Here is a 23,693-nt window from a genome sequence, read left to right as displayed (position 1 = left end):
TCCGACCGCCACCGTATGAGACGGCTGTCGGAACCACTTTCAACCCGAAATAAGACTGCGAATGACCAATCCTGCAAACCAGAGACGGCGAGCGAGTCGCAACGCGGCGCAGCCGTTTGTAGAGGGATGCAGCCGCGGCGTTATCGACGCAGAACCTTGCCCGCGAGAGCTCGGTCGGGAGGCGCCACCTCGCTGCCGGCGGATGGTACTCGCGGCCTGCGTGCTCGCGTCCTCGATGGCGTTCATCGATGCGACAGCGTTGCCCGTTGCGTTACCGAGATTGCGCTCAGATTTGGCGGCGGACCTCGCCTCGGTTCAATGGGTCCTCAACGGCTACATGCTGGCGCTCGCCTCGCTGACATTGATCGGCGGCGCGCTCGCGGACGTTTACGGCAAAGCGCGCATGCTCGGGTTCGGTTGCGTGCTGTTCGGTCTGACGTCCGCCGCTTGCGCGCTGGCGCCTTCGCCCGCCTGGCTGATCGCTGCCCGCGTCGCGCAGGGAGCGGCCGCAGCGATCGTTACTCCCGCGAGCCTCGCCCTGATCGGGGCCACCTATCCGCGCGAAGAGCGAAACCGCGCGATCGGCGTATGGGCCGCAGCGTCGGCTCTCACCACCGCCGGAGGTCCTGTCCTGGGCGGCTGGCTCACCGAGACCTTTGGCTGGCCATCCGTGTTCTGGATCAACCCGCCGCTCGCGCTCGTGGCAGTGGGAGTTCTGCTGGTCTTTGCGCCGAAGGATGGTCGCATCCAGCGCAGATTCGACGTGATTGGCGCCGCGATCCTCGCTTTGGCGATCGGGGCGCTTGCCTGGGCGCTTAGCCAAATCGGCCCCGGTGAAGTTCAGGCCGCCGCGGGCGCTTCAGCCCCGTCGGGCACAGTGCTCGTGATTGTCACCGGGCTTGGCATTGTCGGGCTCGCCGTCTACGCGTTCTGGGAGCGCAGAAGCGAACACCCGATGACGCCACCTCGCTTGGCGGAGAACCGCGCCTTCCTCGGGCTGAACGTTGTCACCCTGATGGTCTATGCGGGGGTTTCGATCATGTTCTTTCTGCTACCCTTCGAGCTCATCGATCGCCGCGCCCTGTCGTCGATCGATGCCGGGCTCGCATTCCTACCTTTCACGCTTGGCGTGGGGCTCTTGTCGAATCTCTTCGGCCGGCTGGCAGACAAGATTGGCGCGCGGGCCATGCTCATCGCGGGACCGCTCGGTGCGGCACTCGCCTATATCCTGATGGCGCTTGGCGAGAAGGAATCCCTGATGCTCGGCGTGATCGGACCTATGACCCTGCTGGGCCTGTCCTTCGCTGTGCTCGTGGCGCCGCTCACCGCGTCGGTCATGTCGAGTGTGGATCAGGCCGACGAAGGACTCGCCTCCGGCATCAACAATGCGGCGAGCCGGATTGCGCAGCTCGCCGGGGTGGCACTTGCCGCCGGCGTCGCGTCTTTCTCGTCCGGCTACGAAGTCGGCCTCGCCATAGCCGCCGCGACCTCGATCGGCGGCGCCTTTGCGGCCTCGAAGACCCCGACACCGGTGATGGCGAAAGCGGACGCAACTTAGAAAGTACGGAATTCAACCGAATCCGATATTTCATTAGAACTGACAGACACCCTGAACTTAACGGAAGCCGTGTTCAGCGGAACGCCATGGCTGATTGTTGATTCTCGAACCACGAGCTCAGCAGCGGCTTGTCACAAGCCACGTTTGTCTGCAGCGGCGAGCACATGGCGCAGATATCGCCGAACGACCTCCGACGAGGTGCTGCGTCCCGCATTTGGACGCTATCTGAACCGACGAGCGCTGCTGGTAGCGACTCCCGTCAGAGCGAAGGCCATTCCGGCGACCAGACAAAAGACGGCGCCTTGGTCTCCGCCCAAGCCGAAGATCAGCGAGACCGACGCGGAACCAAGTGACCATCCGACGTAGCGAGCCGAGGCATTCATCCCACTTGCGGCCCCGCTGCGCCCTACGGGTCCAGCCGTCATCATCGCCGTGTTGTTCGGGGTCTGAAAAAGACCAAAGCCGATACCGCAAAGAGCCAGTCGCCATACGACATCCAATCTCGCCGGAGATGTTGGCAAGAAGACCATCAGGAGCAAACCGACCGCCAACAGCGCCAAACCAATGCTGCAGATCACCGAAGCGGGATGGCGGATCGTCAAGCGGCCGGCAATTGGGGCCGTGACGGCAGTCATGAACGGCCAGGTTGTCAGAAGAAAACCTGTTTCCACGGCCGAAAGATGCATCCTCGTCTCAAATAAAAACGGCAAGGAGACGTAAGCCAGAATTTGTGCGGCATAGGAGCAGACGGATGTCCACACCGATAGGGTAAACAGGGGTATATGGAAAAGATCGAATGGCAACATTGGCACAGGGTGCCGGCGCTGTTGTCGAACGAAGAGACCAAGACAGAAAAGTCCTGCTACGATCTCTCCCGTCGCAATGCGCCCATCGCCAGTACCCAGCGTGCCGACACCGACGACGAAAAGCCCGAACGCCAGCGCATTGAGAGCGGTCCCGATCAGATCGAGAGAGCGCGCAACCCGAACGTCTGGTGGTGCAGCAGCAATAAATAGCGGAACAGTGAGGCCGAATGGCACATTCACCAAAAACAACCAGGGCCATTTTGCCACGGCAAGTACTGCCGCCGCGATGGTGGGGCCCAATGCTCCAGGTATCGCCACTGCTAATGCGACTAACGCGAAGCCCTTGCTGACCATGTGATGCGGATAAATCACGCGTACAAATGCCATGCCGGCCACAGAAACTCCAGCTGCCCCGGCACCCTGAATTAGGCGCGCACTCACCAGCATCGGCAATGTTGGAGCGAACGCGCAACCCAACGACGCGAAAACAAAAATTGCCAGGCCGGCGGTATAAACGCGCTTCAGACCGAGTGATTCGACCAGACTTGCAACGGGCAACAAGCAGACCGTTGCCGAAAGCTGATAGGCATTCACGACCCAAACGGTCGCGGCGTCACTACTTGCGAATGAACGCGAGATGTTTGGCAAGGCGATATTCACGATCGCGCTTCCGAGGGAACTTAGACTAAGTCCAAGCAAGATGCAGAGCATTACCCAGCGGCGCTGAGCCGCCGTCAGACCGTCGACGCCACCCATCAGTATGCAATTTCCGGCGTGAACCTTGAAAGCTTCGGCTCGTGTCGCGCACCGCGCCCGCCGCTCACGAGTAGTCACCTCCGCTCTGCTGACTGAGGTTGCCGAGGTAGTCGCGCTTCCCGATCTTCGCTCCGAGGTGCCGAAGGATCGCGTGCGCAATCGCGATGTGGAAGAAGAAGTCGGGTAGCACCAGGTGCCGGATGTAGTTGTCGCCGCCGAACCACCCGCGCACGATAGGCGGTGTCAGTTCGTATGTGCGGGACTGCGCGCCGGCAATCTCGCCCGGCTGCACGTTTTGCAGGAAGCCGCGCGTCTCGAGGAGCCGCCCCTTCAGTGCCGGGTACATCATGAGGGTGCTGTGGGGAGCCGGCGCATCGCGCTGCATCAGCTTCGCCATGTGGGCGTCAACCTTATTGCAGCTTACAGAAAACTGTTCTCCGAAGCTCAGCATGTCGGACGCGAGCCGCTCGCCAAGGATCCTTCCAGGCTCATATCCCCTGGTCCGCTCGAGTGCTTGAGCGTGGTCGAGATAGTCGTCCATCACGTTCAGTCCGTGCACCATGACAGGGACCGTGATGTCATAGACCGAGAGGGACACGTCGAACTCCATTCGCTCGCTTTTTACTCTGAACGTCGGTCAGTGACGCAGGACGGGATATCCATTCACATAAATCCAGTCCGTGGCCGTGGCAGGCAGGTGGCACCAGTGGCAATCGGAACGGTAGTCCGTCGAGGTGGTTTTGAGCGGCTTGTCCGCGTCGAACCACGACCATCCCCACCCGTCGCCCCACAACGGGTTGCCGGGGTGCGTTCCCTTACTGTCTCTCACCATGACGAACCAGCCCTTGAGCTTGTCGGCGTGGCTTACCGTGCCGGTGGTCATCTCGTTGGTCGAAGTCGCGAAGACTTCTTTCACCAGAACGGCGCCGTCCGGAAAATGCCCCGTCTTCCGGTAGGCGTCGATCGCCCCGGGGGATGCGTAGACGGCGTGGATTTCATTCGAGCCCTGGCCGCTCTCAGCCGCAATCGCCCAGGTGCCGAGCGCTTGGTAGAGGGTTCGGTAGTCCGCCGGCACGCGCAGGTGCCCAGCACCGTCTACCACGTTCGCGGTCGGGCCGGCCGGAGCAGCTCCGTTGATCTGCGCGAGCGCTGCCACGGCGCCGGTGACTAGCGAGACGGCAACAGCGAGGCCGATAGTCCTCGATAATTTCATGGGGATCTCCTTTACCGCTCGCGCGCTGTGCACTCTGATCCAGTGAAACGGCTTCAATCATTACTTCAATCGCTGTGTGGCCAACCGCGCGCTCGGCCTAGCCAGCCCTAAAGATCGGACTCGGCCGACAAAATTAGAAATTCTCTTTGGACATGTATTCGATAGGCAGAAGATATCGTCGTACGTGAGCGCTGTGAGCGCCGACCCGACCGTCTTACGTCGTAGTAGGCAGCTGCGAGTGCGCCGTCGTCGAGGGGCATTTCAGACCGCCTCATCGCCGGATTGACAGGATGTTGCTCTCCACCTTCTACTGCCCTCACTCGGACGTGGAAGCGGCCTGGCGCAGCGAGGCCAGGATTTGCGCCGGCTCCTCTCGTATCGTGAAGTCCGGCTCGACGAATGCGCTGCGGATCCGGCCTTCCGCGTCAATCACATAGGTCGCGGGAATAGGTAACATCCACTCCGGTGACCCGTGCCGGGCGCCGAAGTCGAATCCTAGCCTGGAATAGTGCGCTTTGGTCTCGTCGGGCACCCGGAATAGCACGCCATACGATATGGCAACGCCATAGTCGACGTCGGACAGCACCTTCAGGTCCAAGCCTAGGCTCCGCTTGAGCTGCCGCGGGAAGTCCCTCGTCTCGGGTGTCACCACTGCGAGGGTCGCACCGATGCTCTCGAACTCATCCTTTGCAGCCTGCAGGGCGCAAAGCTCAGCGGTGCAGAAAGGACACCAACCGCCTCGGAAGAAACTCAGGACGAGCGGTCCTTTGCGGCGCAGGCGTTCGGAGGAGTGGAGACGGCCATCAGCGTCCGGCAGGAGGAAGCTCGGCGCGTCATCTCCAACCTTCAGAGCGTGCGATGCCACGTCTGTATCTCGGAGCCAGCGCACGAGGTGGTTGTATGACTCCCAATCCGCAGCGCTGAACGTCGTCAACAACTCGGTGCGGATCCGGGCGAGTGTCTTGTTGGTTTGATTTAACATCGGTTGGGAGTCATCGGGCTGAGGATCGATTGGCTGGAAGCGGCTGGCCGTCGGCGTGCGTGTCGTGGTCATGCGGGCGCCCTCGACACCACCGGGACCGCTGCGTGCGGCACGCCCCGGTCGGGGGCTTCGACCGACCAGTCGCGAAGCCGCGCGACCTTGACGAATGCGTCCAGCGCCGGGGAGTAGCGGCGCCCTTGCACAGCCAGTAGGCGTACCTCCCGTGAAACCAGGTTGCCTTCGAGCGGGATGGTCTTGAGCGTCGGAAGGCGCGGCATGTGCTCGGGCGCGAGCATCACGCCAAGGCCGGCCGCGGCCATGTGCTGCAGGTGCAGGTCGTGACCGCTGCAGTGGCCAAGCTGGGGCGGGCTCTCGGGGAAATACGATTTCTGGATCTTCGGGGCCACGTCGCAGTCGGCGCGTTCCAGCAAGATGGTCTCACGGAGGTCGTCGATGCCGATCGAGGGACGATTTGCGAGCCGGTGTGTCGGCGCAAGAACCACAACGTAGCGCTCCTCGAACAGCGACCAGTCGTCGATGCGGGCGGGCACATCTTGCACGTCGCCGACCATTGCGACGTTGATCTCGCCCTCAAGCAAGAGGTCGACGAGCTTCTTCGCCGCGCCCTCGCGCAGCTCGACGTGAAGTCCAGGGACGAACTTTGCGATCTCTGCGATCGGATCGAGGACGAGCGACGCCGAGATGGATGGGGCAAGGCCAATCTTCAGTGGCGCAACGTCCTTGCGTTGGAACTCTTGGGCTCGGCGACGCACCGCCTCTGCCGAGGCCAGTGTGCGCTCCAGCATCGGAAGGACTTCCTTTCCAAGATCGGTGAGTTGGGTGAGCTGGCGTTCGCGATAGATCAACTGGCCGCCGAGTTCCTGCTCGAGCTTCTGCACCCCCTTGGTCAACGCGGGCTGCGTGACATTGCACTGCTCGGCCGCGCGGGTGAAGTTGAGGGTGGACGCGACGGCGAGGAAGTAGCGAACCTGATGAAGCTCCATGGGTTGTTATGTTCTCCGTCAAGGTGCGGCTGTCGATAGAGACGAGCCTTTGCAATCGACGGCGTGACAGGCACGTCGCGATCATGGGGAGTAGATGCGACTTGCGTGCGCAGGTTGGAACGGCTCGGCCTATTGATTAGGACGCACGGACACGCTTTCAGGAGTTTCTGAGAGCCAGGTTAGTGCATGCGAGATGGGCGAGAACCGGACGGGCGGCGGCGCCGCCGTGTACCCATGTTCGTCGCCTTCGTCAGTGCAGAAATCAATCGTGCGACAACTAGCGGAGCAAGCCTCAACGATATTTCGCCACGGCCAACCGTCTGTTTCTCGCCAAGCCTGGCTAAACGCGGGACCGGGCGGCATAGCGAGACCAGAGTCGAACTCGCGGCAGCATGGCCCTTCCCGACGGAGCGACGTCAGGCATGGAGGGTCTCGCCGCCCTTGGCATCTTCGTAGTATTGAGGTGCCTCGCGACGGTCGTATTTCCCATAGTCGCGCACGATCCGCACTGTACGAACCCTTGCCTTGTCATTCGGCGCGGACGCGTTCTCGTAAGCCTGCGCTGCGGCGGCGTCCTTCCAGGACATGAGCAGAATCAGGTCGCCAGGCGTAAGCACTGCTTCGAAGATGTCCCAGGACGTGAAGTCGGCGGCCCAAGGGTTCAGTCCGAGCCACTCCGCGCAGTCGTACGGGTTGTCGGTCTGTTTCCACTCCGCGGGGCGCGTCGCGTTGATCAGCGGGACTGTCATCCCCTCCCCGACTTCGGTCTCATCGAGCCGCTGTTCCCTCAGGGCGTAACCCACGGGCACTTTGTTGTCGGCAGTGATCTGACCGACGCGGAGGTGGTAATCTGCGAGTATTTCGTCGCGGCCCTTCTGCTGGACCTCGTGATGGCGCGTGCGGATGCGCCAGCGGACGAGTGACTTCTCGTCTCGCCAGTTCGAAAGCGAAAGGATCCAGTCCTCGCGTGTCAGGCTCTTGTAGCGGATGTTGTCGACGAAGCCTTCGACCTGCTCCAGCTCCGGGCGCAGCATGTTGGCGTTGTCGAGGTAATTATCCCACTTCCCTTTATGGGGGAGGGCTTCGAAAATCACGGAAAACATAGTCGTATCTCATTCCTGGAGTGCTGCGATGTAGTCGATTCGATGTCGAAATGCCCCGACCATGCGTCGCATTCACGGTGACTCGCCGGATGGGAAGCGCCCGCGGGCGCGTTCCCGCTTTTCCGCATATCCGGCCTTCCTGCCGCACCGCGGTAGTCACTGACCGCGGTGAGTTTTGGATGACGGCGTGCGCGTGATCCGCGTACCGACAAAGCTGCTCCGGCCCCCCGCATCGTCGACACACGGGAGAAAGAGGCGGACCAGCGTGCCGCCACCTCGCTCGCGCTCGATACTGATCGCACCGCTCCGTCCTTCGGCGAAGTGCCGAACCTGCGCGAGTCCGCTGCCGCCGCCAGCCGCCTTTGTCGTGAAGTATGGAAGGAACGCCTGCGACAGGACCTCCTCAGACATGCCCTCCCCCTCGTCGGCGACGACAATCTCAACGAACCCGCGGTCCGCGCTAAACGGCTCGACATTCCGCGCCGCGACGGTGATCGTGCCGCCGGCCGGCATAGCATCGTCTGCGTTTCGGCAGAGATTCAGGAGCGCAAAGTACAGCTCTTCCGGGTCGGCATTGAAGGTCCATAAGTCGGGCGCGATCTCGGTGCGGACAGTGATGTCCGGGCGCAACGCCCAGTCAAGCGTACCCGCGATCGCTGCGAGACGACTGCCTGCGACAAAGCCGTCGATCGACTTGCGGCATGGTCGCGCAGTATCGAGGAACTGACGGCGGAGCAACACGCCTCGCGTAATCGCTTCCTGCATTTTGCCAACGATCGCCGCTCGATACGCGGCATCGCTCTGGCACTCGAGCAGCCGCAGGCCGCCGCCGATCACGGCGAGAAGGTTGTTGATGTCGTGGACGACGAACGGCGCCACGTCCCCGATCGACCTCTCGCCCTCCGAACCGCGGGCGAAGGCCGCGCCGCGCGTGCCGGTCCGTGGGGCGGCTCCGAACAGGACCCCGGAGATCTCGCCGTCGCCCCCGACGACCGGAATCTCCACGCGCCTGGACGCGATCACACCGCTGCCGTGACCGCTGACGCTCCGCACTCTCACGCCGAGTGGGCGCTGCACCCCAAGCGCGACGCCGGCGCGGCCCGCAAGCACGACGACATCCTCCGGCAGAGGGCTCTCGACCTCGCCGGGAAAGGAAATGTCGGATGAATATTTGATCAGCATCTGGGAAACTCCTGGCCTGCGATCGTCCAACGGTACGCCAACTTCGGCCCGTACACGCGGGCGGGCGACGACGGCACGAAGATTGGGTCCAGCACCGAAAAATGGAAAATCACCTCTTGCCATGGAGTCGATAGCCGACCGTTATCGGCACGCCGCGGCGCCCAGGCGGCAACGCAGCGCTGATCATCATGCTAAGCCACAAAAAGCAGCAAGATATCGATCGCAAAGCCGTAGGGAGAGACTACCGGATCAATGTAGGGCGAAGCTCAGATTGCTGCATGAGAAGATCGAACAGCTACGTGAGAGCGAAGTCCTGAAGCCAACGGAGGCCATCAGGATGCTGACCGATCTGCTCGAGCAGTCAACGTCGGATGCACGCGAATCCGGTGCGGAAAGCGAACCGCCATCATGACGCGCAGCTATTGATTTCATGGCGTGACGTCATTTCCAATTCGCCGCACGGAATTCCATGCTTGCACGGTGCCGGGCTCATCCGACGCGCAATCAGGAGGTTACAATGTCAGTTCACAAGCCGGTTCTCACGGCGCCGCACGGCGGCGAGACAGTGACCTCGAGCGGAGGCTCGAGCGTCGAAATGAAGGTGGAGAGCAGCCAGTCCGGAGGTGAATATGGCACTGTCCTGTGGACGGTGCGGGCCGGGGAAGAACCGCCGCTGCACACCCACACGCGCGAGGACGAGCTGCTATACGTGGTGCAAGGGAAGCTAATCGCACGGGTCGGCGATGCCCGTATCGAGGTGGGGCCAGGCGCCTACGCGGCTCTTCCCCGCGGTGTGCCGCATACGATCGAGGTGGTCGGCGACCAGGCGACCCTGCTGCTCAGCTTCGTGCCGGGTGGGTTGGAGCGCTTCTTGGTCCCCCGGAAAGGCGAGCAGCCCGATCCGGCTGCTTTCGGCCTGACGTTCCCCTAGGGGCGGGGACGGCGGCGCGCGGGACATCTGGAAGAAGAACTCTTGCCGATCGCTGAAGCTCGTCCTGGTCGAAACGGACGCGATCTCCATCGCTGCCGCGTGCGTGGCGCGGTTGCGGTGGGTGGCGTTCTCGACGTAGCCGACCCGCGTCGAGACGACGCCGGGCAAACGCCGCGGAAAATTGCGCCGGCCGTCCCGACATCGCATAGGTGCACTCGCTTCCAATGTCGCGAGGAGTGCCGAGGCATCCTGGCCGAAGCTTCCATCTGCCTTCGAACAAGCTTCGGCAAAGGCGGGGTTTCCGGCGACGGCTTGCGCGAGTGCTCGCAGAGGGAAGCGCCGTGCTCCCGCCGCGGCGCCAAGCGTCTTTCAGTCATTCCGATAACGGTCGGCTATCGACTCCATAGCGAGAGGTGATTTTCCTTTCGACCGCCATGGACTCAATCTTCGACCGATCGTCGACCGGCCGGGAGGCGTACTCCAGCGCACCGACTTCTCGGCCGCTAAGATCGCCGTGCGCGCCGCGCCGCTTCCTTACGGCGGTCGTTGTACTGCCCTGCTCTGAGGAGTTCCGTGCCGGGAGCTTAAGAGACGCAGCAACACGCCGGCTGACAAGTACATAGCCCGCCGTGTCAGTGCGGGATCGTGAACGGGAGGTCTTTCGATGATTCTGCCTACCGGTGCGACAGTAGCTGTCGCTGACGGCGAGACGATCCGCCTGTTCCACAATACAGGCGTGAAACCTGGGGTGCACTTGGTCGAGATCACGGCGGCTCCGCCTCAGTCCGCCCACTCGGGCTCGGGTGCGCGGCATCGTACCGGCTCAGCCAACCCCGACGGGAGGCGGCTCGTCGAGGACGACTTCGCGGCAGCGACGGCGGCTTTCCTGAACAAGCTCAGCCTGGACGGGACCATAGAACACTTGGTCCTTGTCTCCGACCCTAGAATCCTGGGCGAGATGCGCAAGCACTTCAATCGCGACCTCAGAGACAAGATCTTAGGGGAGCTCGCGAAGGACTTCAGCCGGCGTCCGCTCGAGGACATCGCCTCACTGATCGCCGACGCCTGACGCACCACCGCCGACCGTAGAGCGAACTTCGCCCTTCGTGACGTAAGCGGTTAACCACTAAACCAAACTTTGAGGTAAACGCCATCCACCCGCCAAAGAACTTCAGCGTCCGCTTGCAGACGGCGCGTTGCGAATCGTGGCACGTGGCGTGAAAGAAGATTTGGCCGCAATATAAAACTCGTCGGGGAACGTCCCAACGCCGAACCCAAGGCCGCCGCGCGGAAGCTCCTCGAGCTCGCCGCCATAAGCTAACCTCTCGCCGGGAAACGGACCGCGCATGGGAGGGTCCGCCAGGTCCAGAGAGGCATGGCAGAGATCCAGAAATGAGCGCGAGGCATTAGCGAGGTGACGTCGTTGCACTCTAATCGCCAAGGTCGGCGGAACTAACATGATGGGCACAGGTTATTTTCTAGTCCGCTCCGGCCAATCGGCGGCCATGTCCGCTTGCGCGAGACTCTATTCGATCGGCAGCTTCACGCTCGGCCTCTCTATGATATCGCGCTCCCCTTCCCGCATCTGGCCCCTCTACGCCGTCAACTTTTTCATGGCCGACATGCAGTCGGGCATCGGGCCGTTCGTGGGCGTATTCCTGCAGGAGCGTGGTTGGGCCACCGGATTGATCGGCTCCGCGATGACGATCGGCAATGTCGCGGGCATGCTGGTAACGACACCGATCGGCGGCTTCATCGATTCTAGCCGCAACAAGCGGCTGTGGGTCGTCATCCCCGGCATCTGTGTCGTTCTGGCATCCGCAATCATCCTGATCTCACAGAATTTCTGGGCGGTGACGTTCTCGCAGGTTGCGCAATCGCTGGCGAGTGCCGCGATTGTGCCGGCAGTAACCGGCATCACGCTCGGCATCGCTAATCAAAAAGGCTTTAATGCGCTGAACGGACGCAACCAGGCATTCAACCATGCCGGCAACATGGTCGGCGCGGCGCTGTCGGGCTATCTCGGTTACAAATTCGGCTACGTGACCGTGTTCGTACTCGCCGCGATTTTTGGCGCCATCGCGGTGGCTTGCGTATTGATGATCCCGGCCAAGGYGATCGACGATCGCGCCGCGCGCGGCGGCAAGGAGGACGATCCGGATAGCCCGCCGAGTGGTCTGTCCATCCTGTTCAAGCACAAGCCGCTGCTCGTGCTGGCGCTGGCGCTCGCGATCTTCCATCTCGGCAACGCCGCCGTCGTCTCGCTCTATGGCCTTGCGGCCGTCGCAGAAGCACAGGCCGACGGTCCGAGCTTCGTAGCAATCACGGTGGTGATCGCGCAGGGCGTGATGATCGCGACATCGCTAGTCGGCATGCAAGTCGCGGGCAAGCGCAACTACTGGCCAGTGCTGCTGGTCTCTTTCACGATGCTGCCTGTTCGCGGCGTGCTCGCTTTCTTCGTCATGGGATGGTGGGGTGTTGTACCAATGCAGGTGCTCGACGGCATCGGGACCGGACTGCAGACTGTCGCTGTCCCGGGCATGGTCGCGCGCTCGCTCAACGGCAGCGGCCGCATCAATCTCGGCCAGGGAGCCGTGATCACCGTGCAGGGGATCGGCGCAAGCCTCAGTCCCGCACTCGGCGGCTGGATCGCGCAATGGATCGGCTACGGCCGGACCTTCCTGCTGCTCGGCTGCTTTGGGCTGGTGTCAATCGCGCTGTGGCTGGTGTTTAGCCCGGCCGTCAAGAATTATTAGGGATTGTCATGACGAGGAGCGCGCGACGAAGCAGTCCAGACTGCCTAAGCGAAGGGCTTCTGAGCAAGTCGTGCCTGCGCATTAAATAGGTTTCCAGGTGTGACCTAGCTGACATTGCGCTGCGACCGAGCTGCGGTAGCTTGTTGATCACCGGGGATGGCTGCATATTTCRCTTAGATCATTTCACCCGAATTTTTTCGAGAATGAGGTCGCAGCAGTCCCCCTGGTGCGGCCTTCGTTCTAGCACCCCAGCCGCCACACCATTTCATTTTTTGTCGGAATCAAAATGGTGTCGTTGTTTCATTTTTGAGGACCGCATTCATGACAAGGGAAAATTGCTTAGTCGTTCACGCGGCTGGAAAACGGTTGGATTTGCTGCGCGGAGAGGCTGCTCGCATTGCGAAGGGCAGCAAACTGGGGTGGTGGACCGATCGCGCAGACATCGGCACTCGCTTCTGCTTTGAGGATGCAAAGGCGAAGGAAGCCTTTGCGTTGATCTGCGACAATTTCGGCATTCGGTGCCAGGACGGCTAGCTTAAAAGATGCCTGCGTCGGCTACTTCAACGTAATGCTATCGACCCGCTGGCATGGTCGACACAAGTAAGCGTGTACTGCGGGCAGGCTAGCAATCTTCGGAAGTGTAGCGAGATACACCATCGGTCGCCTACATTCTTGGCAGATGAGGATAGGCGGATTGTCCTTGTTGCGGCGGCCCGTCATTTCCTCGCTCACTTCAGAGCGCGGCAACATAGTTCTGGATGAACGCCGAGCACACCTCCGTTGAAATACCGAAGCCTATCGAAATTCGGCAAGTTCAACGTGAGGCCCTTCGCGCAAGACGGAGGACGTTCACGAGACGTAAAGCACGCGCGCTAACATCGCGGCGGCATTGTTCACAAATGGACCATGCGTGGGAATGGATGCAGCCTACCCTCGCTGAGCGTCGGTTGGATTCGCCTCCGTTCCGAAGCTCAAGCGGCCTCAGCTATCCCCTTCAAAAGCTGAGGTCGCTTGCTCCGTCCGAATTGCGACACCAGAACTTCGAGAGTCGATCCACGCGGGAATTTAGGCGTTAGTGCGGCTTTGCCGGCTGCTGGTTCTCGGGCCGGACCGTCTTGTTGCTGTCTGGCATTTTGTCTCGACCCTGATCTCCATTGTCGTCTTTGCCGCCAGAAGTGGACGTACCACTTCCGCTACTCGAACCAGGCGACATGCCAGTGGTGCCACGCGGGTCTCTGCTCGGCGCCGTCGAGCTGGCTGCCGGGTCACCATTGACCGCCCCACGTCCGCTTGGTGAGCCGGCGGGCTGCGCCGACGCAGCAGCAATCGAGACAGCGAAACCGGTTGCTAATAGTAGGATTAGTTTCACGGCAAACTCCCAGGGTTGTCGCGCTTAACCCGCAGGAAGTCCGATCCGTTCCAAAGACCTAAGCCGGCGCAAGCTGAAGTGGGATCAATGACCGTCTTCGTCTACGTGAACACCGCCAAACAGGTCGGCGACGTCGACCAAATCAAGGTCTTCGCCAGTGTCGATGCCGCAGAAACGGTTCGAGGAGAATGCCCCCTAGGGGGTGGCATTTGAGTACGACGTGATAGGGCTGCCGGCGTCGTTCGTTCTCGCAGACGCAAACACTCCCAGCGCTTACGCACCGGAAGCGTTTTTCCAATCAACGAATTGGTTCTTGTTAGATCCGTACGCGCCACGCCACACTGCGCGAGCCCTCTCATGAACGCCGCGATGGAGAGCCTTTTCCGAGAGTCCGAGAGCAACCAAGCGCAATCGGCCTTTGGCTATCTCAGGCCAGTTGAGTTCGGGCGCACGTTGGGAATTATCTCAACCGGGTATACGTCAACCGGAAGCGGCACATTGCCGGGTCTCCAATACGACGCGGTGAGGAGCAGCAAAAAAGTCGCTCGTGCAGCCATATACTGTGCCGCTGGTCGGCTGCGCTCAGTACCCTGCAGGACGATTTTACCCGCTTCGCCAGAAACACACCAGCGCCAGCCGCGACCGCGCCGTGTGATCGAACTATCAAAGACAGGAAAATCCACATCGCTCATGAGACGCATACTCCAAAAACGACCACCTAAAATAGCCACATTACTCAAGAATTTTAAATGGGCTAACTTCTTTGTGGCTACGGAGTTCCTCCTCGCCATGCGATTGCTTGAAGCTTAAAGTATTTTTCGTGCGTCTCGTAGTCCTTCGTTCAATTGCTGGTCTCTCGGCGAAGACCTAAATCGGCTCTCTGGAAGGCCCGCAAGTCATGTCATCCGCGTCGACTAACAAGATTGCGCTTTTCATCGATGGCGCGAATCTTTACGCGACGGCGAAAGCCCTGGGCTTCGACGTCGATTACAAACGCCTGCTGGAGGAATTTCAGAGCCGCGGGAAACTGTTTCGGGCATTCTACTACACCGCAGTCATCGAGGATCAGGAGTTTTCCTCGATCCGTCCCCTGCTCGATTGGTTGGACTACAACGGGTTCACGGTCGTCACCAAGGCGACTAAAGAGTTTGTCGATGCATCCGGCCGCCGCAAGATCAAGGGCAACATGGATATCGAGCTCGCGGTGAACGCCATGGAGCTCGCCCAACACATCGACCAGATGGTGCTGTTCTCGGGCGATGGCGACTTCCGCTCTCTGGTCGAAGCCGTGCAGCGCCGCGGCGTGCGAGTCACGGTGATTTCCACTATCGCCAGCCAGCCGCCGATGATCGCCGACGAGCTGCGCCGCCAGGCCGACGTCTTTACGGATCTCGTCGAGCTGCAGCCGAAGCTTGGCCGCGTCCCATCCGAGCGCCCTGCCCCACGTGATCGCGAACCGCGGGGACACATGCCGAAACTCTTACAAGAGCCGAAAGGAAACGACCCTCCTGGCTAGTAAGGGTCGCCCGCATCGATGAATTTGCGGCAGAACCACTTCAATAGAACAGCATTACCGACATCCAAGCAGTCAGCGACGCGCATAAGCCAATTCCGAGATACGGCAATGCCTGGCGCATCCCAGACGCGAAAATATGCTGCCAGCTTCGCATTCCTGCCGGCGACCGACGCCGAATCTGCGTCTGCATCGACCGGCGCGGAACAACTAGCGCCGAAGGCCAATTGAGGACCTGCCAGGCATCGCCGCCGATGCTGGCGGAGCAGCCCCGGTCTACTTGCCCCCAAGCCCCCCAACCGGGGCCGTCTCCCCGACCTTGAGAAACGGCATGTGAGGATTTTACAAGTACGGCATGACCAAGGGCGGAATGATGAAGCCTGACGCGTCCGGCCGGGGCGGCTCTGGTCCCGGCAGCGATCAGGCCGGCCCCAAAGCAACAGGAAGTAAGCCTGGCTCCTCCGGGGATTTGCTTCCCAGCCGCGTTGTCTTACCCCGGCAACGCGGCTGTTCTTTTACGACCGGAGTCGCGCGAGTGCGCCACCTGGCGGGAAACGTCTGGATCGAGGAACCCTTACGCACGCCTGGCATTGAAGTGGCGAAGAGGAGGACTTCGCATGAATGGAATCATCTATCTCGTTGGCCTGATCGTCATCGTCATGTTCATTTTGTCTCTACTCGGTCTCAGGTAGACGCCATGGCCATTGAACCAATCTCCGGGATCGCATCCGAAACAGCCACCGCATCCAACTTAACCAGGCTCTGGGGATTGCAGTGGACACCCATCGTTGTTGGAGCCTTCGTCGCTACGAGTTTGTCCCTGATACTGATCTCCTTTGGAACAGCGCTTGGACTGGGCATGGCCTCCGCTGCGCCGACCTGGAGAGATGCTTCCGTTGCGCTATGGGTGTTGTCGGGCGTCTACCTGATCTTTCAGTCCCTCATCAGTTTTGGCTGCGGCGGCTATTTTGCCGGGCGCGTGCGGCCGCCTTACGCTTCCGCGACCGATGACATCGAGACGCGCGACGGACTGCATGGCGTTGCTGCCTGGGCGCTCGCGGTCTTAATCGGAGCTGTTCTGACCGCGCTGATAGCGGGTGCTGCAAACCGCCCGTCCGCAACGACTCAACCGCCGTCTGCTACCGAACCGTCGATCCTAAGTTACGAGCTTGATCATCTCTTCCGTGCGCCCCGGCGGCCGCCGAACGTTGATCTGACGGGTGAGCGTGCTGAAGCCGCGCGAATTCTAGCAACTGCTTCGAGTCACGGCGGCGTCCTCCCCGAGGATCGCACCTATCTTGTTCAGCAGGTCACTGCATTGACCGGGCTCGCAGCGACGGACGCCGAGAGGCGAGTTGATACGACGCTGGCAAATGCAAAGAGCGCGATCTCGAGGGCTCGTGCGGCAAGTATCATCATCGCCTTCTCGGCGGCTGCAGCGTTGCTGTTCGGGGCCGCAGCGGCTTGGGCTGGTGCAGAAGCTGGAGGCCGGCATCGCGATGGCGAGCCGATTTCCGAGTGGATGGCTCATTCCAATCGATGGCACAAAAGCCGCGTCGCGGATCCCCGGCCACTACCTTAACCTCATTTTTCCGCACAGGGTGACAGGCTGGAAATCCTGTGACCTTCCGCTGCGCCGGTTGTCGGGGGTGGTGAATTCATCGCGACGCGCGAAGTACGAGATCAGTTTTTGCCGCGTCGCTCGCTTTTCCATAGCTCTCCCGCCGAACCTTTAAAACGTAGGAACGATCGCCTCTCGATCACAGTTGTCGTGCGTCAATGTTTCTAGGAGGAGACGACGATGGAAACGGAAAGGCGTGAAACAGGTACGCTGATCGGTAGCGACAAGGTCGAAGGCACAGCGGTCTATGGGTCCGACGCCCAGAAGATCGGTTCGATTGAGCGCGTCATGATCGACAAGGTCAGCGGCCAAGTGTCGTACGCGGTTCTCGGCTTCGGTGGCTTCCTCGGCATCGGGGACGATCACTACCCCCTGCCCTGGCAATCGCTGAAGTACGACACAGGTCTTGGCGGCTACCGGACCAATCTTACCGCCGACAGGCTTCAGGGCGCGCCGAAGTACGGCAATGACAATGCCTGGGACTGGAACGACCCGGGACGCGCAAGAGCGGTGAACGACTACTATTCTGGGTTCTGACGGTTACCGGCAAGCCCGCTTGCGAGAGCGGGCCTGCCGCGCCGGTCAAAGCGCCTGCTGTCGGCAGAAGCGCTCCACCCGTCAGTTGAAGGAGTCGCCAGTGCGATGCTCGTCGTCGAGGACGACGCCTCATACGCGAGCTCGTCGTGGAGCGCATCCGAGACAAGATTGCCGCTTCAAAACGCAAGGGTCTCTGGGTAGGAGGTCCCTTGCCTCTCGGCTATGCGCTTAGTGATGGCAAACTCAAGCCTGTCGAAGAAGAGGCTGAACGCGTCAGATTGATCTTCCGGAGATATCTTGAGGTTGCCAGCATTAACGAACTAGTTCGGGACCTTAAAGACAGACAAATCTGCACGAAGGCTCGGGCCCTTCGCACGGGACGAAGCCGCGGAGGCATTCCATTCGGACGCGGTACACTGTCCCACCTGCTCCGCAATCGTTTTTTTATTGGCGAGGTCAATTATCGAGGCGAGATCCTACCGGGAGAGCAGCCGGCGATTTTGGACAGGGAGCTCTTTGAAGCCGTTCAACGAAAGCTGTCCGCCCAGCAAGGCCACACGACGTTATCGCGGCGCAAGTCAAACCACCTGTTGAGAGACCTCCTTTATGACGATGCGGGACACGTTATGACAGCTACTCACGCCACCAAGGCTGGCGTGCGCTACCGATATTATGTATCTCGCCCTAGCCTGCACGGCGAAGCTCGAACCGCCGACGTTGGTTCGGTCTCGCGTGTCCCAGCGCAAGAAATCGAAAGCACTGTCGTACAAGCTTTACGCGAGCACATTGCGGATGAGGACCTAGTAAGCAGCAATCGAATTCACCTGTCTGGGTTTGATCGGGACAGGCTCGAAAATCTCGTCGCCCGCATTCAGGTTCACCGAACTCAGCTGGTACTATCTCTCAAGCCAACCGATCGATCATCTAATATGATAACGCTATCTGTCCCCTGGCAAAAGCCGGCTTCCAAACGAAGCCGAAAGATCCTATTGCCTGCTAGGGCGGAGAGAAAACAAATCCGCCCGGAGCGCGCCGAGCGGCGCGTTCGTCTAGTCGCCGCCATCGCTCGCGGGCGAAGATGGCTCGAGGAGATCACCGCAAGTGCAGTTAAAAGCAGCGAAGAGCTCGCGAAGCGCGAACGGTGCACGACGCGTCAGATCAATTTAACACTGTCGCTGGCATTTCTGGCGCCCTCGCTCGTCAGGGCGGCTATCGAAGGTCGTCTTCCTCGAGGTGTCAACATAGAGCGCTTGCGAGATCCCGACCCAGATTGGGACGTTCAATTCCAAACCCTCGGTCTCGATCCGAATTGAGAGGGCTTGCGTTGCATTCGGGCGCTGCTTAGTCGATCCGCACCAAAAGTCCATCAGACAGCTGGCACTCCTCCCGAATGGTTCGGAGACGGCGAGACAGGAAACGAACGGACGGACGAAAGTCGGGACATTCGCCAGCTGAGGCGCGACCAGTTCGCTAATAGGACCCGCAATTCAGCGCAAAACCCGGAAAGGGCCGAGTCAGGGTTCGATTCCGGGAACGAGATTTTTAAAGGCAGAGACGAACCGCCGAAAGTCTGGGATTCAGCAGCTGAGACCGCATGCAGAGACGCGACCAAGTCACCAATAGCGCGCAATTCAGCGCAAAAATTAGGAGGGCCAAGTCAAAGGTTCGATACCTGTGACTGGGTGGTGGGCGCACCAGGGCTCGAACCTGGGACCCGCTGATTAAGAGTCAGCTGCTCTACCAACTGAGCTATGCGCCCGAAAGGCGGTCAATGCCTTGCGAGGCCGGTCGTTTAGCAAAGCGATCCGGGTATGGCAAGCGATGTGGCGCATGTTTTCCAAGGTTCTTCCACAGGCCCGAAAATGCGAAAAGCCGCTGGATTCCAGCGGCTTCGCCAAGGCCAATCCCGGGGCTAATTCCTCGGGAAATACGGGGTGGCTCAGAGCCGGCCCTCGCGATCCCGGTCCGGGCCGCCGTCACGGTCGAAACGGTCGCCGTGGAAGCGGTCCATGCCGCGCTCCATCATGCGGTCCATGCCCCGTTCCATGAAGTGTCGGGACCGGCCGTCCCCGCCGCCGCCGAACGGGCCACGGTGGCGGGTCAGCACGGCAAGGCGCCGCTTCTGGCCCTCGTCGAGCATCTTGTAGAGCGGATCGGCGGCATCGGCGATCTTCTTCAGGGCAGCGGAGGTCGCGCCCATGTCCTCGGCGCGCTGGCGCAGGCGGGCGACCGGATCCTCGGGCTTGTCGGCGTTCTTGCCGGCATCACCCGGGCCGGCATTCATCCGCGCGTTGGCGCGGTCGATGCGCAGCTTGGCGAAGTCGCGCACGGCAGCCTCGACCGGCGGCCACAGCTTCTCCTGGTCGGCGTTGAGCTTCAGCCCGGCATGGACGGCGGCGATCCGCGCGTCGACGAAGGCGGCACGGTCCTCCGGGTTCATGCGGACGTGGCGGAAGTGCTCCATCCACGGGCGATGAAATTGGGCATAGACCGCGCCCGAGCCGGCGATGCTGAGCACGGCGATGGCGGCGATGGTGAACTTCCTCATACGGACCTCCTCTGGAAGGATGCCGGTGAGGATGAGCGCCGGACGGCTGACGCGCAACTTACAACTTGGACAGAGAGAGCGTTCTTACGAAGATGTAACTCCCCTGAATGTCCATTCAGATGCAAACTGAAATGTTTTGCAACAAAAAGGGCCTCCGCGCAGGCTGCACGGAAGCCCCTTCATTGATGGTCGATCCGGATCAGTTCGTCGTGCTCTTCGATTCCTTGAGGAACTCGTCGATCAGCGGCTGGCCGACGCGGCCTGCGGCGTCCTTGTAGACCGGCTCCATCGCCTTGCGCATCGCCTCGTCCTGCTGCGGCGTGAGCTTGATGATCTCGCTCTTGCCGCTCTTCTTGATCTCGGCCAGCGCGTCGTCGTTCTCCTTCTGCGACTGCGCGTTGTTGAAGTCGGTCGCCTCCTTCATCGCCTTCGACAGCTGGTCGCGGATGTCGGCCGGCAGATCGTCCCAGAACTTCTTGTTCACGATCACGACGTAGCCGATGTAGCCGTGATTGGTCTCGGTGATGTACTTCTGCACCTCGTGCATCTTCTGCGTATAGATGTTCGACCAGGTGTTCTCCTGACCGTCGACCACGCCGGTCTGCAGTGCCTGGTAGACTTCCGAGAACGCCATCACCTGCGGCAGCGAGCCGAGCGACTTGAACTGGGCCTGCAGCACGCGCGAGGACTGGATGCGGAACTTGACGCCCTGGTAGTCGGCGGGCGTGACCAGCTTCTTGTTCGCGCTCATCTGCTTGAAGCCGTTGTCCCAATAGGCAAGGCCGGTGATGCCCTTGGAGTCCAGCAGCTTGAGCAGCCGGAGGCCGAGCGGGCCTTCCGTCACCTTCCGCAGCGTCTTCAGGTCCGGAAGGATGTAAGGCAGATCGAACACCTCGAATTCGCGGATGCCGAGCGGGCCGAACTTCGAGTTGGACGGCGCCAGCATCTGCACACTGCCGAGCTGGAGCGCCTCGAGCTCTTCCTTGTCCTTGTAGAGCGTCGAGTTCGGGTAGACTTCGATCTTGACCTTGCCGCCGGTGTACTTCTCGGCAAGCTCCTTGAACTTCTCCGACGCCTTGCCCTTCGGCGTGTCGGTGGCGACGACGTGACTGAACTTGATGATGATCGGCGATTGGGCCGATGCCGGCCCGGTCAGGGCCAACGCCCCGGTCAAGACCGCAACCGATGCCGCAGCCCAAATGAGTTTCCGCATGCTTCCTCCCGCACGTTTTTTGGTGGGGCGACGAACCGTCGCCCCCAAGCCCTAGATTCAAGACTTGAAGGCAGGATTATAGGGAAGCGGGCACAGGCGCCATTGCCCCTTAGCAGGGGGCGGTTTGCAAAAATGCGGTATCCGGAGGGGAAATCTGCCGGACTGGCTCACGCTGGACGATGGCAGGGAAACCCTGCCATCGCCGCTGCCGCCTCTCGCAACCTCAGCCGTGCAGCGCCGGCGCGAGCTGGGCCTGCTGCGCGACCGCCGGATCGGTGATCAGGGTGCCGCCGTGCCCGTCCGAGGACAGCGCGAAATCGGCCGCGCTGTACTGACCGAGCAAGTGCAGCGTCGCGACGTGGGTGCCGTCGGAGACCGTCAGCGTGCCGCCGGTGTTGTCGCCATTCTGCGCATAGGCCATCGAGGTCAGACCGTCGCTGAACTGGATGTCGCCGAGATCGAGACTGTCATGGTCCTGCCAGCCGGAGATCGTTCCCGTGAAGGCCGACGCCTGGGCCAGGACCAGCGAGGCATTGGGACCGGCGAAGATCACATCGTCGATCGTGCCGCCCGCATGGACAAAGGCAAGCGCGCCCGAGCCGATCGTGGTGTCGTCAGCGCTGCCGCCGGCCTGGACGTACTGCGTGCCGGACAGGACCGTCGTGCCGGTCGCGCTGCCATACACATATTGCACGCCGCCGTTGACGATGGTGGCGTTGGCGGCGCCCCAATCGACCTGGACTCCGCCGGCATTGATCGTGGTACCGGTCGCCGTGCCGTCGGCGTAGACGCTCTGCTGGCTGCCGGCGTTGACCGTCGTGATCGACGCGTTGCCGTGGAGATACTGGAGGGCACCATTGCTGATCGTGGTCTGGACCACCGTGCCGCCATAGACCGACTGGACGCCGCCATCCATGGTGGTGTTGATCGCGGTTCCACCCAAATAGACGTCCTGCCCGCCGCCATGGATCGTCGTGTCCGAGGCCGTGCCGCCGCTCTCGACGGCCTGCAGGCCCGAATTGATCGTCGTGAGGCTCGCCGAGCCGAACACGTACTGACCGCCGCCGCTGATCGTCGTGATGATCGTGAAGCCCCAATCGATCTGGATGCCGCCGGCATTGATGGTGGATCCGGTCGCACTGCCGTCGATGTAGACGTTCTGCTCACCCCCGGCATTGACGATGGTGTTGAAAGCATTGTTGTGAACGTGCTGGAAGCCGCCATTCGCGACCGTGGTCTGGATCGCAACGCCGAAGACGTTCTGGGTACCGCCGTCCACGGTGGTGTTGGTCGCGATACCACCGCCAAGGATATCCTGGTCGCCGCCGGCTTCGATCGTCGTGCCGTCGGCCGAGCCGCCAATCTGGATGTACTGATTGCCCGAGATCACGGAGTTCGAGGCCAGACCGAACACCAGCTGCGCGGCGCCCGCGGCAACCACCATTCCATTGGCCGAGCCCTCCAGCACGACCGCCGCGCCGCTCTCGACCTGGATGTCGGAATAGCCGGACGCATCCTTGATCCGCCAGACGCCGCTCTGGACGTCGAGCTTCTCGACATTGACGACGGTGCCAAGGAGCGAACCGGAGCCACTTCCCGACAGCACCAGCGTGTCGACGCCGTCGCCGCCGTCGATCGTGCCGGTGACGATCGAAGCAGTGGCGAGATTGATGCTGTCGTCGCCTGCGCCCATCGAGACGTCGCCGATGATGGAGCCGCTGTTGGTGAGCGTATCGTTGCCACCGTCGGTGGCGATGCTGCCGAAAATGCCGCCCGTGTTGGTAACGGTGTCGCCGAAGGTGCCGACGATCGAGATCGCCTCGCCGTTGTTGCCGCGGATCGTGCCGTCATTGATGATGGTCATGACGCCGAAGGCGCTACCGTCATTGCTGTCGTCCACGGTGATCGCGCGCTGATCGCTGATGATGAGGCCGCCCACCTCGTTGTGGACGAAGCCGCCGCCGATCGCGAGCGCCTCGTTGAGGCCGTTGGCGCCGCTGGTCAGGCCGACCGCTGCGATCGTCCCGAAATTGTCGATCGAGACCAGACCGTCGACATCGACGCCGTCGGCGTCAGCACCGCCGACCGCCGTGCCGGTGATGGTGCCGCGGTTGGTCACTGTTGTCGTCGTGTTAGCCGCGCTGTCCATGTTGATGCCGGAGCCGCTGCGGCCGGTGATCGTGCCGTCATTGTTGACGGTGATCGGCTGGTCGCCGRTGATGGCGTGGCGGGCGCCGTCGATGATTCCGCCGGCGTAGTTGTTGACCACGCCGCCGGTGTTGACCGACTGGAAGTCGATCGCGTCGTTGCCGTCCGAGGCCGCCGAGGCATTATGGCTGACGATCTGGCCGTAATTGTTGATGGTGGCGTTGGCGCCGGGCCGGATCGCGTCGGCATCGGCCGCCGAGATCATTCCGGTTGCCGCGTTGTTGATGACGGTATTGGCGCCGCTCGAATTGATGTCGTCGAGATCGAGCGCCTGGCCGGCATTGCTGCCGGTCCCCGTCGACGAGATCGTGCCCTCGTTGTCGACGGTGAAGGTGCCGCTCTTGCCCGAGACCAGGTTCGAGATCTTCACCGCATCCTTGGTCGCGGTGATGG

At 61.5% G+C, this 23,693-nt stretch carries 20 protein-coding genes, 1 tRNA gene and 2 pseudogenes; 12 read left to right on the top strand and 11 right to left on the bottom strand.

Features of this window, described 5'->3' with window-relative positions; translation table 11 throughout:
* Positions 1-61 precede the first annotated feature (61 nt).
* Positions 62-1,558 (top strand): MFS transporter, encoded by a 1,497-nt coding sequence (locus AB4Z51_RS31825; protein ID WP_244623083.1) that lies wholly within the window; start codon positions 62-64, stop codon positions 1,556-1,558.
* 221 nt (positions 1,559-1,779) lie between these two features.
* Here the strand turns inward: AB4Z51_RS31825 and AB4Z51_RS31820 are convergent, their stop codons facing one another.
* The 7 genes from AB4Z51_RS31820 to AB4Z51_RS31790 all read right to left on the bottom strand — a co-directional run bounded on the left by AB4Z51_RS31820 (position 1,780) and on the right by AB4Z51_RS31790 (position 8,604).
* A complete protein-coding gene (locus AB4Z51_RS31820; protein ID WP_441498721.1) occupies positions 1,780-3,120 on the bottom strand; it encodes an MFS transporter in 1,341 nt (446 codons plus the stop codon).
* Between the two features lie 64 nt (positions 3,121-3,184).
* Positions 3,185-3,730: a DUF1993 domain-containing protein gene (locus tag AB4Z51_RS31815; protein ID WP_135214177.1), complete on the bottom strand. Its 546-nt coding sequence runs from the start codon at positions 3,728-3,730 to the stop codon at positions 3,185-3,187.
* A 27-nt stretch (positions 3,731-3,757) separates the two neighbouring features.
* Entirely contained in the window at positions 3,758-4,333 is a 576-nt protein-coding gene (locus tag AB4Z51_RS31810; RefSeq protein WP_441498720.1) for a cytochrome P460 family protein, read from the bottom strand.
* A gap of 316 nt (positions 4,334-4,649) precedes the next feature.
* Positions 4,650-5,387 (bottom strand): peroxiredoxin-like family protein, encoded by a 738-nt coding sequence (locus tag AB4Z51_RS31805; RefSeq protein WP_135214175.1) that lies wholly within the window; start codon positions 5,385-5,387, stop codon positions 4,650-4,652.
* Positions 5,384-6,319: a LysR family transcriptional regulator gene (locus tag AB4Z51_RS31800; protein ID WP_063981741.1), complete on the bottom strand. Its 936-nt coding sequence runs from the start codon at positions 6,317-6,319 to the stop codon at positions 5,384-5,386. The genes AB4Z51_RS31805 and AB4Z51_RS31800 overlap by 4 nt, the downstream gene beginning before the upstream one ends.
* Positions 6,320-6,735: 416 nt before the next feature.
* Entirely contained in the window at positions 6,736-7,422 is a 687-nt protein-coding gene (locus AB4Z51_RS31795) for an antibiotic biosynthesis monooxygenase family protein (RefSeq protein WP_441498719.1), read from the bottom strand.
* A gap of 156 nt (positions 7,423-7,578) precedes the next feature.
* On the bottom strand, positions 7,579-8,604 hold the full coding sequence (locus tag AB4Z51_RS31790) for an ATP-binding protein (RefSeq protein WP_441498718.1): 1,026 nt from the start codon (positions 8,602-8,604) through the stop codon (positions 7,579-7,581).
* A 271-nt stretch (positions 8,605-8,875) separates the two neighbouring features.
* On the opposite strand from AB4Z51_RS31790, the gene AB4Z51_RS31785 reads away from it, so the two are divergent.
* From AB4Z51_RS31785 to AB4Z51_RS31735, 11 genes and pseudogenes are all read left to right on the top strand, one after another.
* Positions 8,876-9,016, top strand: coding sequence for a hypothetical protein (locus AB4Z51_RS31785; RefSeq protein ID WP_167767968.1), 141 nt, complete (start codon positions 8,876-8,878; stop codon positions 9,014-9,016).
* A 105-nt stretch (positions 9,017-9,121) separates the two neighbouring features.
* Positions 9,122-9,535, top strand: a complete 414-nt coding sequence (locus AB4Z51_RS31780) for a cupin domain-containing protein (protein WP_283017355.1) — start codon at positions 9,122-9,124, stop codon at positions 9,533-9,535.
* A gap of 664 nt (positions 9,536-10,199) precedes the next feature.
* On the top strand, positions 10,200-10,604 hold the full coding sequence (locus AB4Z51_RS31775) for a baeRF12 domain-containing protein (RefSeq protein ID WP_135214171.1): 405 nt from the start codon (positions 10,200-10,202) through the stop codon (positions 10,602-10,604).
* Positions 10,605-10,654: 50 nt separating this feature from the next.
* Positions 10,655-10,779 (top strand): annotated as a pseudogene (locus tag AB4Z51_RS31770) (SOS response-associated peptidase); the annotation flags it as partial.
* A gap of 315 nt (positions 10,780-11,094) precedes the next feature.
* Positions 11,095-12,291, top strand: a complete 1,197-nt coding sequence (locus AB4Z51_RS31765) for an MFS transporter (RefSeq protein WP_441498727.1) — start codon at positions 11,095-11,097, stop codon at positions 12,289-12,291.
* A gap of 321 nt (positions 12,292-12,612) precedes the next feature.
* Complete coding sequence (locus AB4Z51_RS31760) at positions 12,613-12,825, top strand: hypothetical protein (RefSeq protein WP_135214170.1); 213 nt, start codon at positions 12,613-12,615, stop codon at positions 12,823-12,825.
* A 922-nt stretch (positions 12,826-13,747) separates the two neighbouring features.
* Entirely contained in the window at positions 13,748-13,873 is a 126-nt protein-coding gene (locus AB4Z51_RS31755; RefSeq protein WP_275552102.1) for a hypothetical protein, read from the top strand.
* A 685-nt stretch (positions 13,874-14,558) separates the two neighbouring features.
* Positions 14,559-15,176 carry a LabA-like NYN domain-containing protein gene (locus AB4Z51_RS31750; RefSeq protein WP_135214168.1) on the top strand — a complete coding sequence of 206 codons (618 nt, stop codon included), beginning with the start codon at positions 14,559-14,561 and terminating at the stop codon, positions 15,174-15,176.
* 694 nt (positions 15,177-15,870) lie between these two features.
* The gene (locus AB4Z51_RS31745; protein WP_441498717.1) at positions 15,871-16,755 is read left to right on the top strand and encodes a hypothetical protein; all 885 of its coding nucleotides are present in this window, start codon (positions 15,871-15,873) and stop codon (positions 16,753-16,755) included.
* A 219-nt stretch (positions 16,756-16,974) separates the two neighbouring features.
* Positions 16,975-17,331 (top strand): PRC-barrel domain-containing protein, encoded by a 357-nt coding sequence (locus AB4Z51_RS31740; RefSeq protein WP_028160059.1) that lies wholly within the window; start codon positions 16,975-16,977, stop codon positions 17,329-17,331.
* Positions 17,332-17,477: 146 nt separating this feature from the next.
* Entirely contained in the window at positions 17,478-18,644 is a 1,167-nt protein-coding gene (locus tag AB4Z51_RS31735; RefSeq protein ID WP_441498716.1) for a recombinase family protein, read from the top strand.
* Positions 18,645-19,014: 370 nt separating this feature from the next.
* Here the strand turns inward: AB4Z51_RS31735 and AB4Z51_RS31730 are convergent.
* From AB4Z51_RS31730 to AB4Z51_RS31715, 4 genes and pseudogenes are all read right to left on the bottom strand, one after another.
* A tRNA-Lys gene (locus AB4Z51_RS31730) sits at positions 19,015-19,090 on the bottom strand.
* A 180-nt stretch (positions 19,091-19,270) separates the two neighbouring features.
* On the bottom strand, positions 19,271-19,879 hold the full coding sequence (locus tag AB4Z51_RS31725) for a Spy/CpxP family protein refolding chaperone (RefSeq protein ID WP_441498715.1): 609 nt from the start codon (positions 19,877-19,879) through the stop codon (positions 19,271-19,273).
* 199 nt (positions 19,880-20,078) lie between these two features.
* Entirely contained in the window at positions 20,079-21,092 is a 1,014-nt protein-coding gene (locus tag AB4Z51_RS31720) for a TRAP transporter substrate-binding protein (RefSeq protein WP_063981683.1), read from the bottom strand.
* A 223-nt stretch (positions 21,093-21,315) separates the two neighbouring features.
* A pseudogene (locus AB4Z51_RS31715) lies at positions 21,316-23,693 on the bottom strand (hypothetical protein); the annotation flags it as partial.

Source organism: Bradyrhizobium sp. 2TAF36 (assembly GCF_052114925.1).
Classification (GTDB): domain Bacteria; phylum Pseudomonadota; class Alphaproteobacteria; order Rhizobiales; family Xanthobacteraceae; genus Bradyrhizobium; species Bradyrhizobium barranii.
The sequence above is the reverse complement of the archived record's forward strand: the minus strand, read 5'-3'. Positions and strand labels throughout refer to the sequence as shown.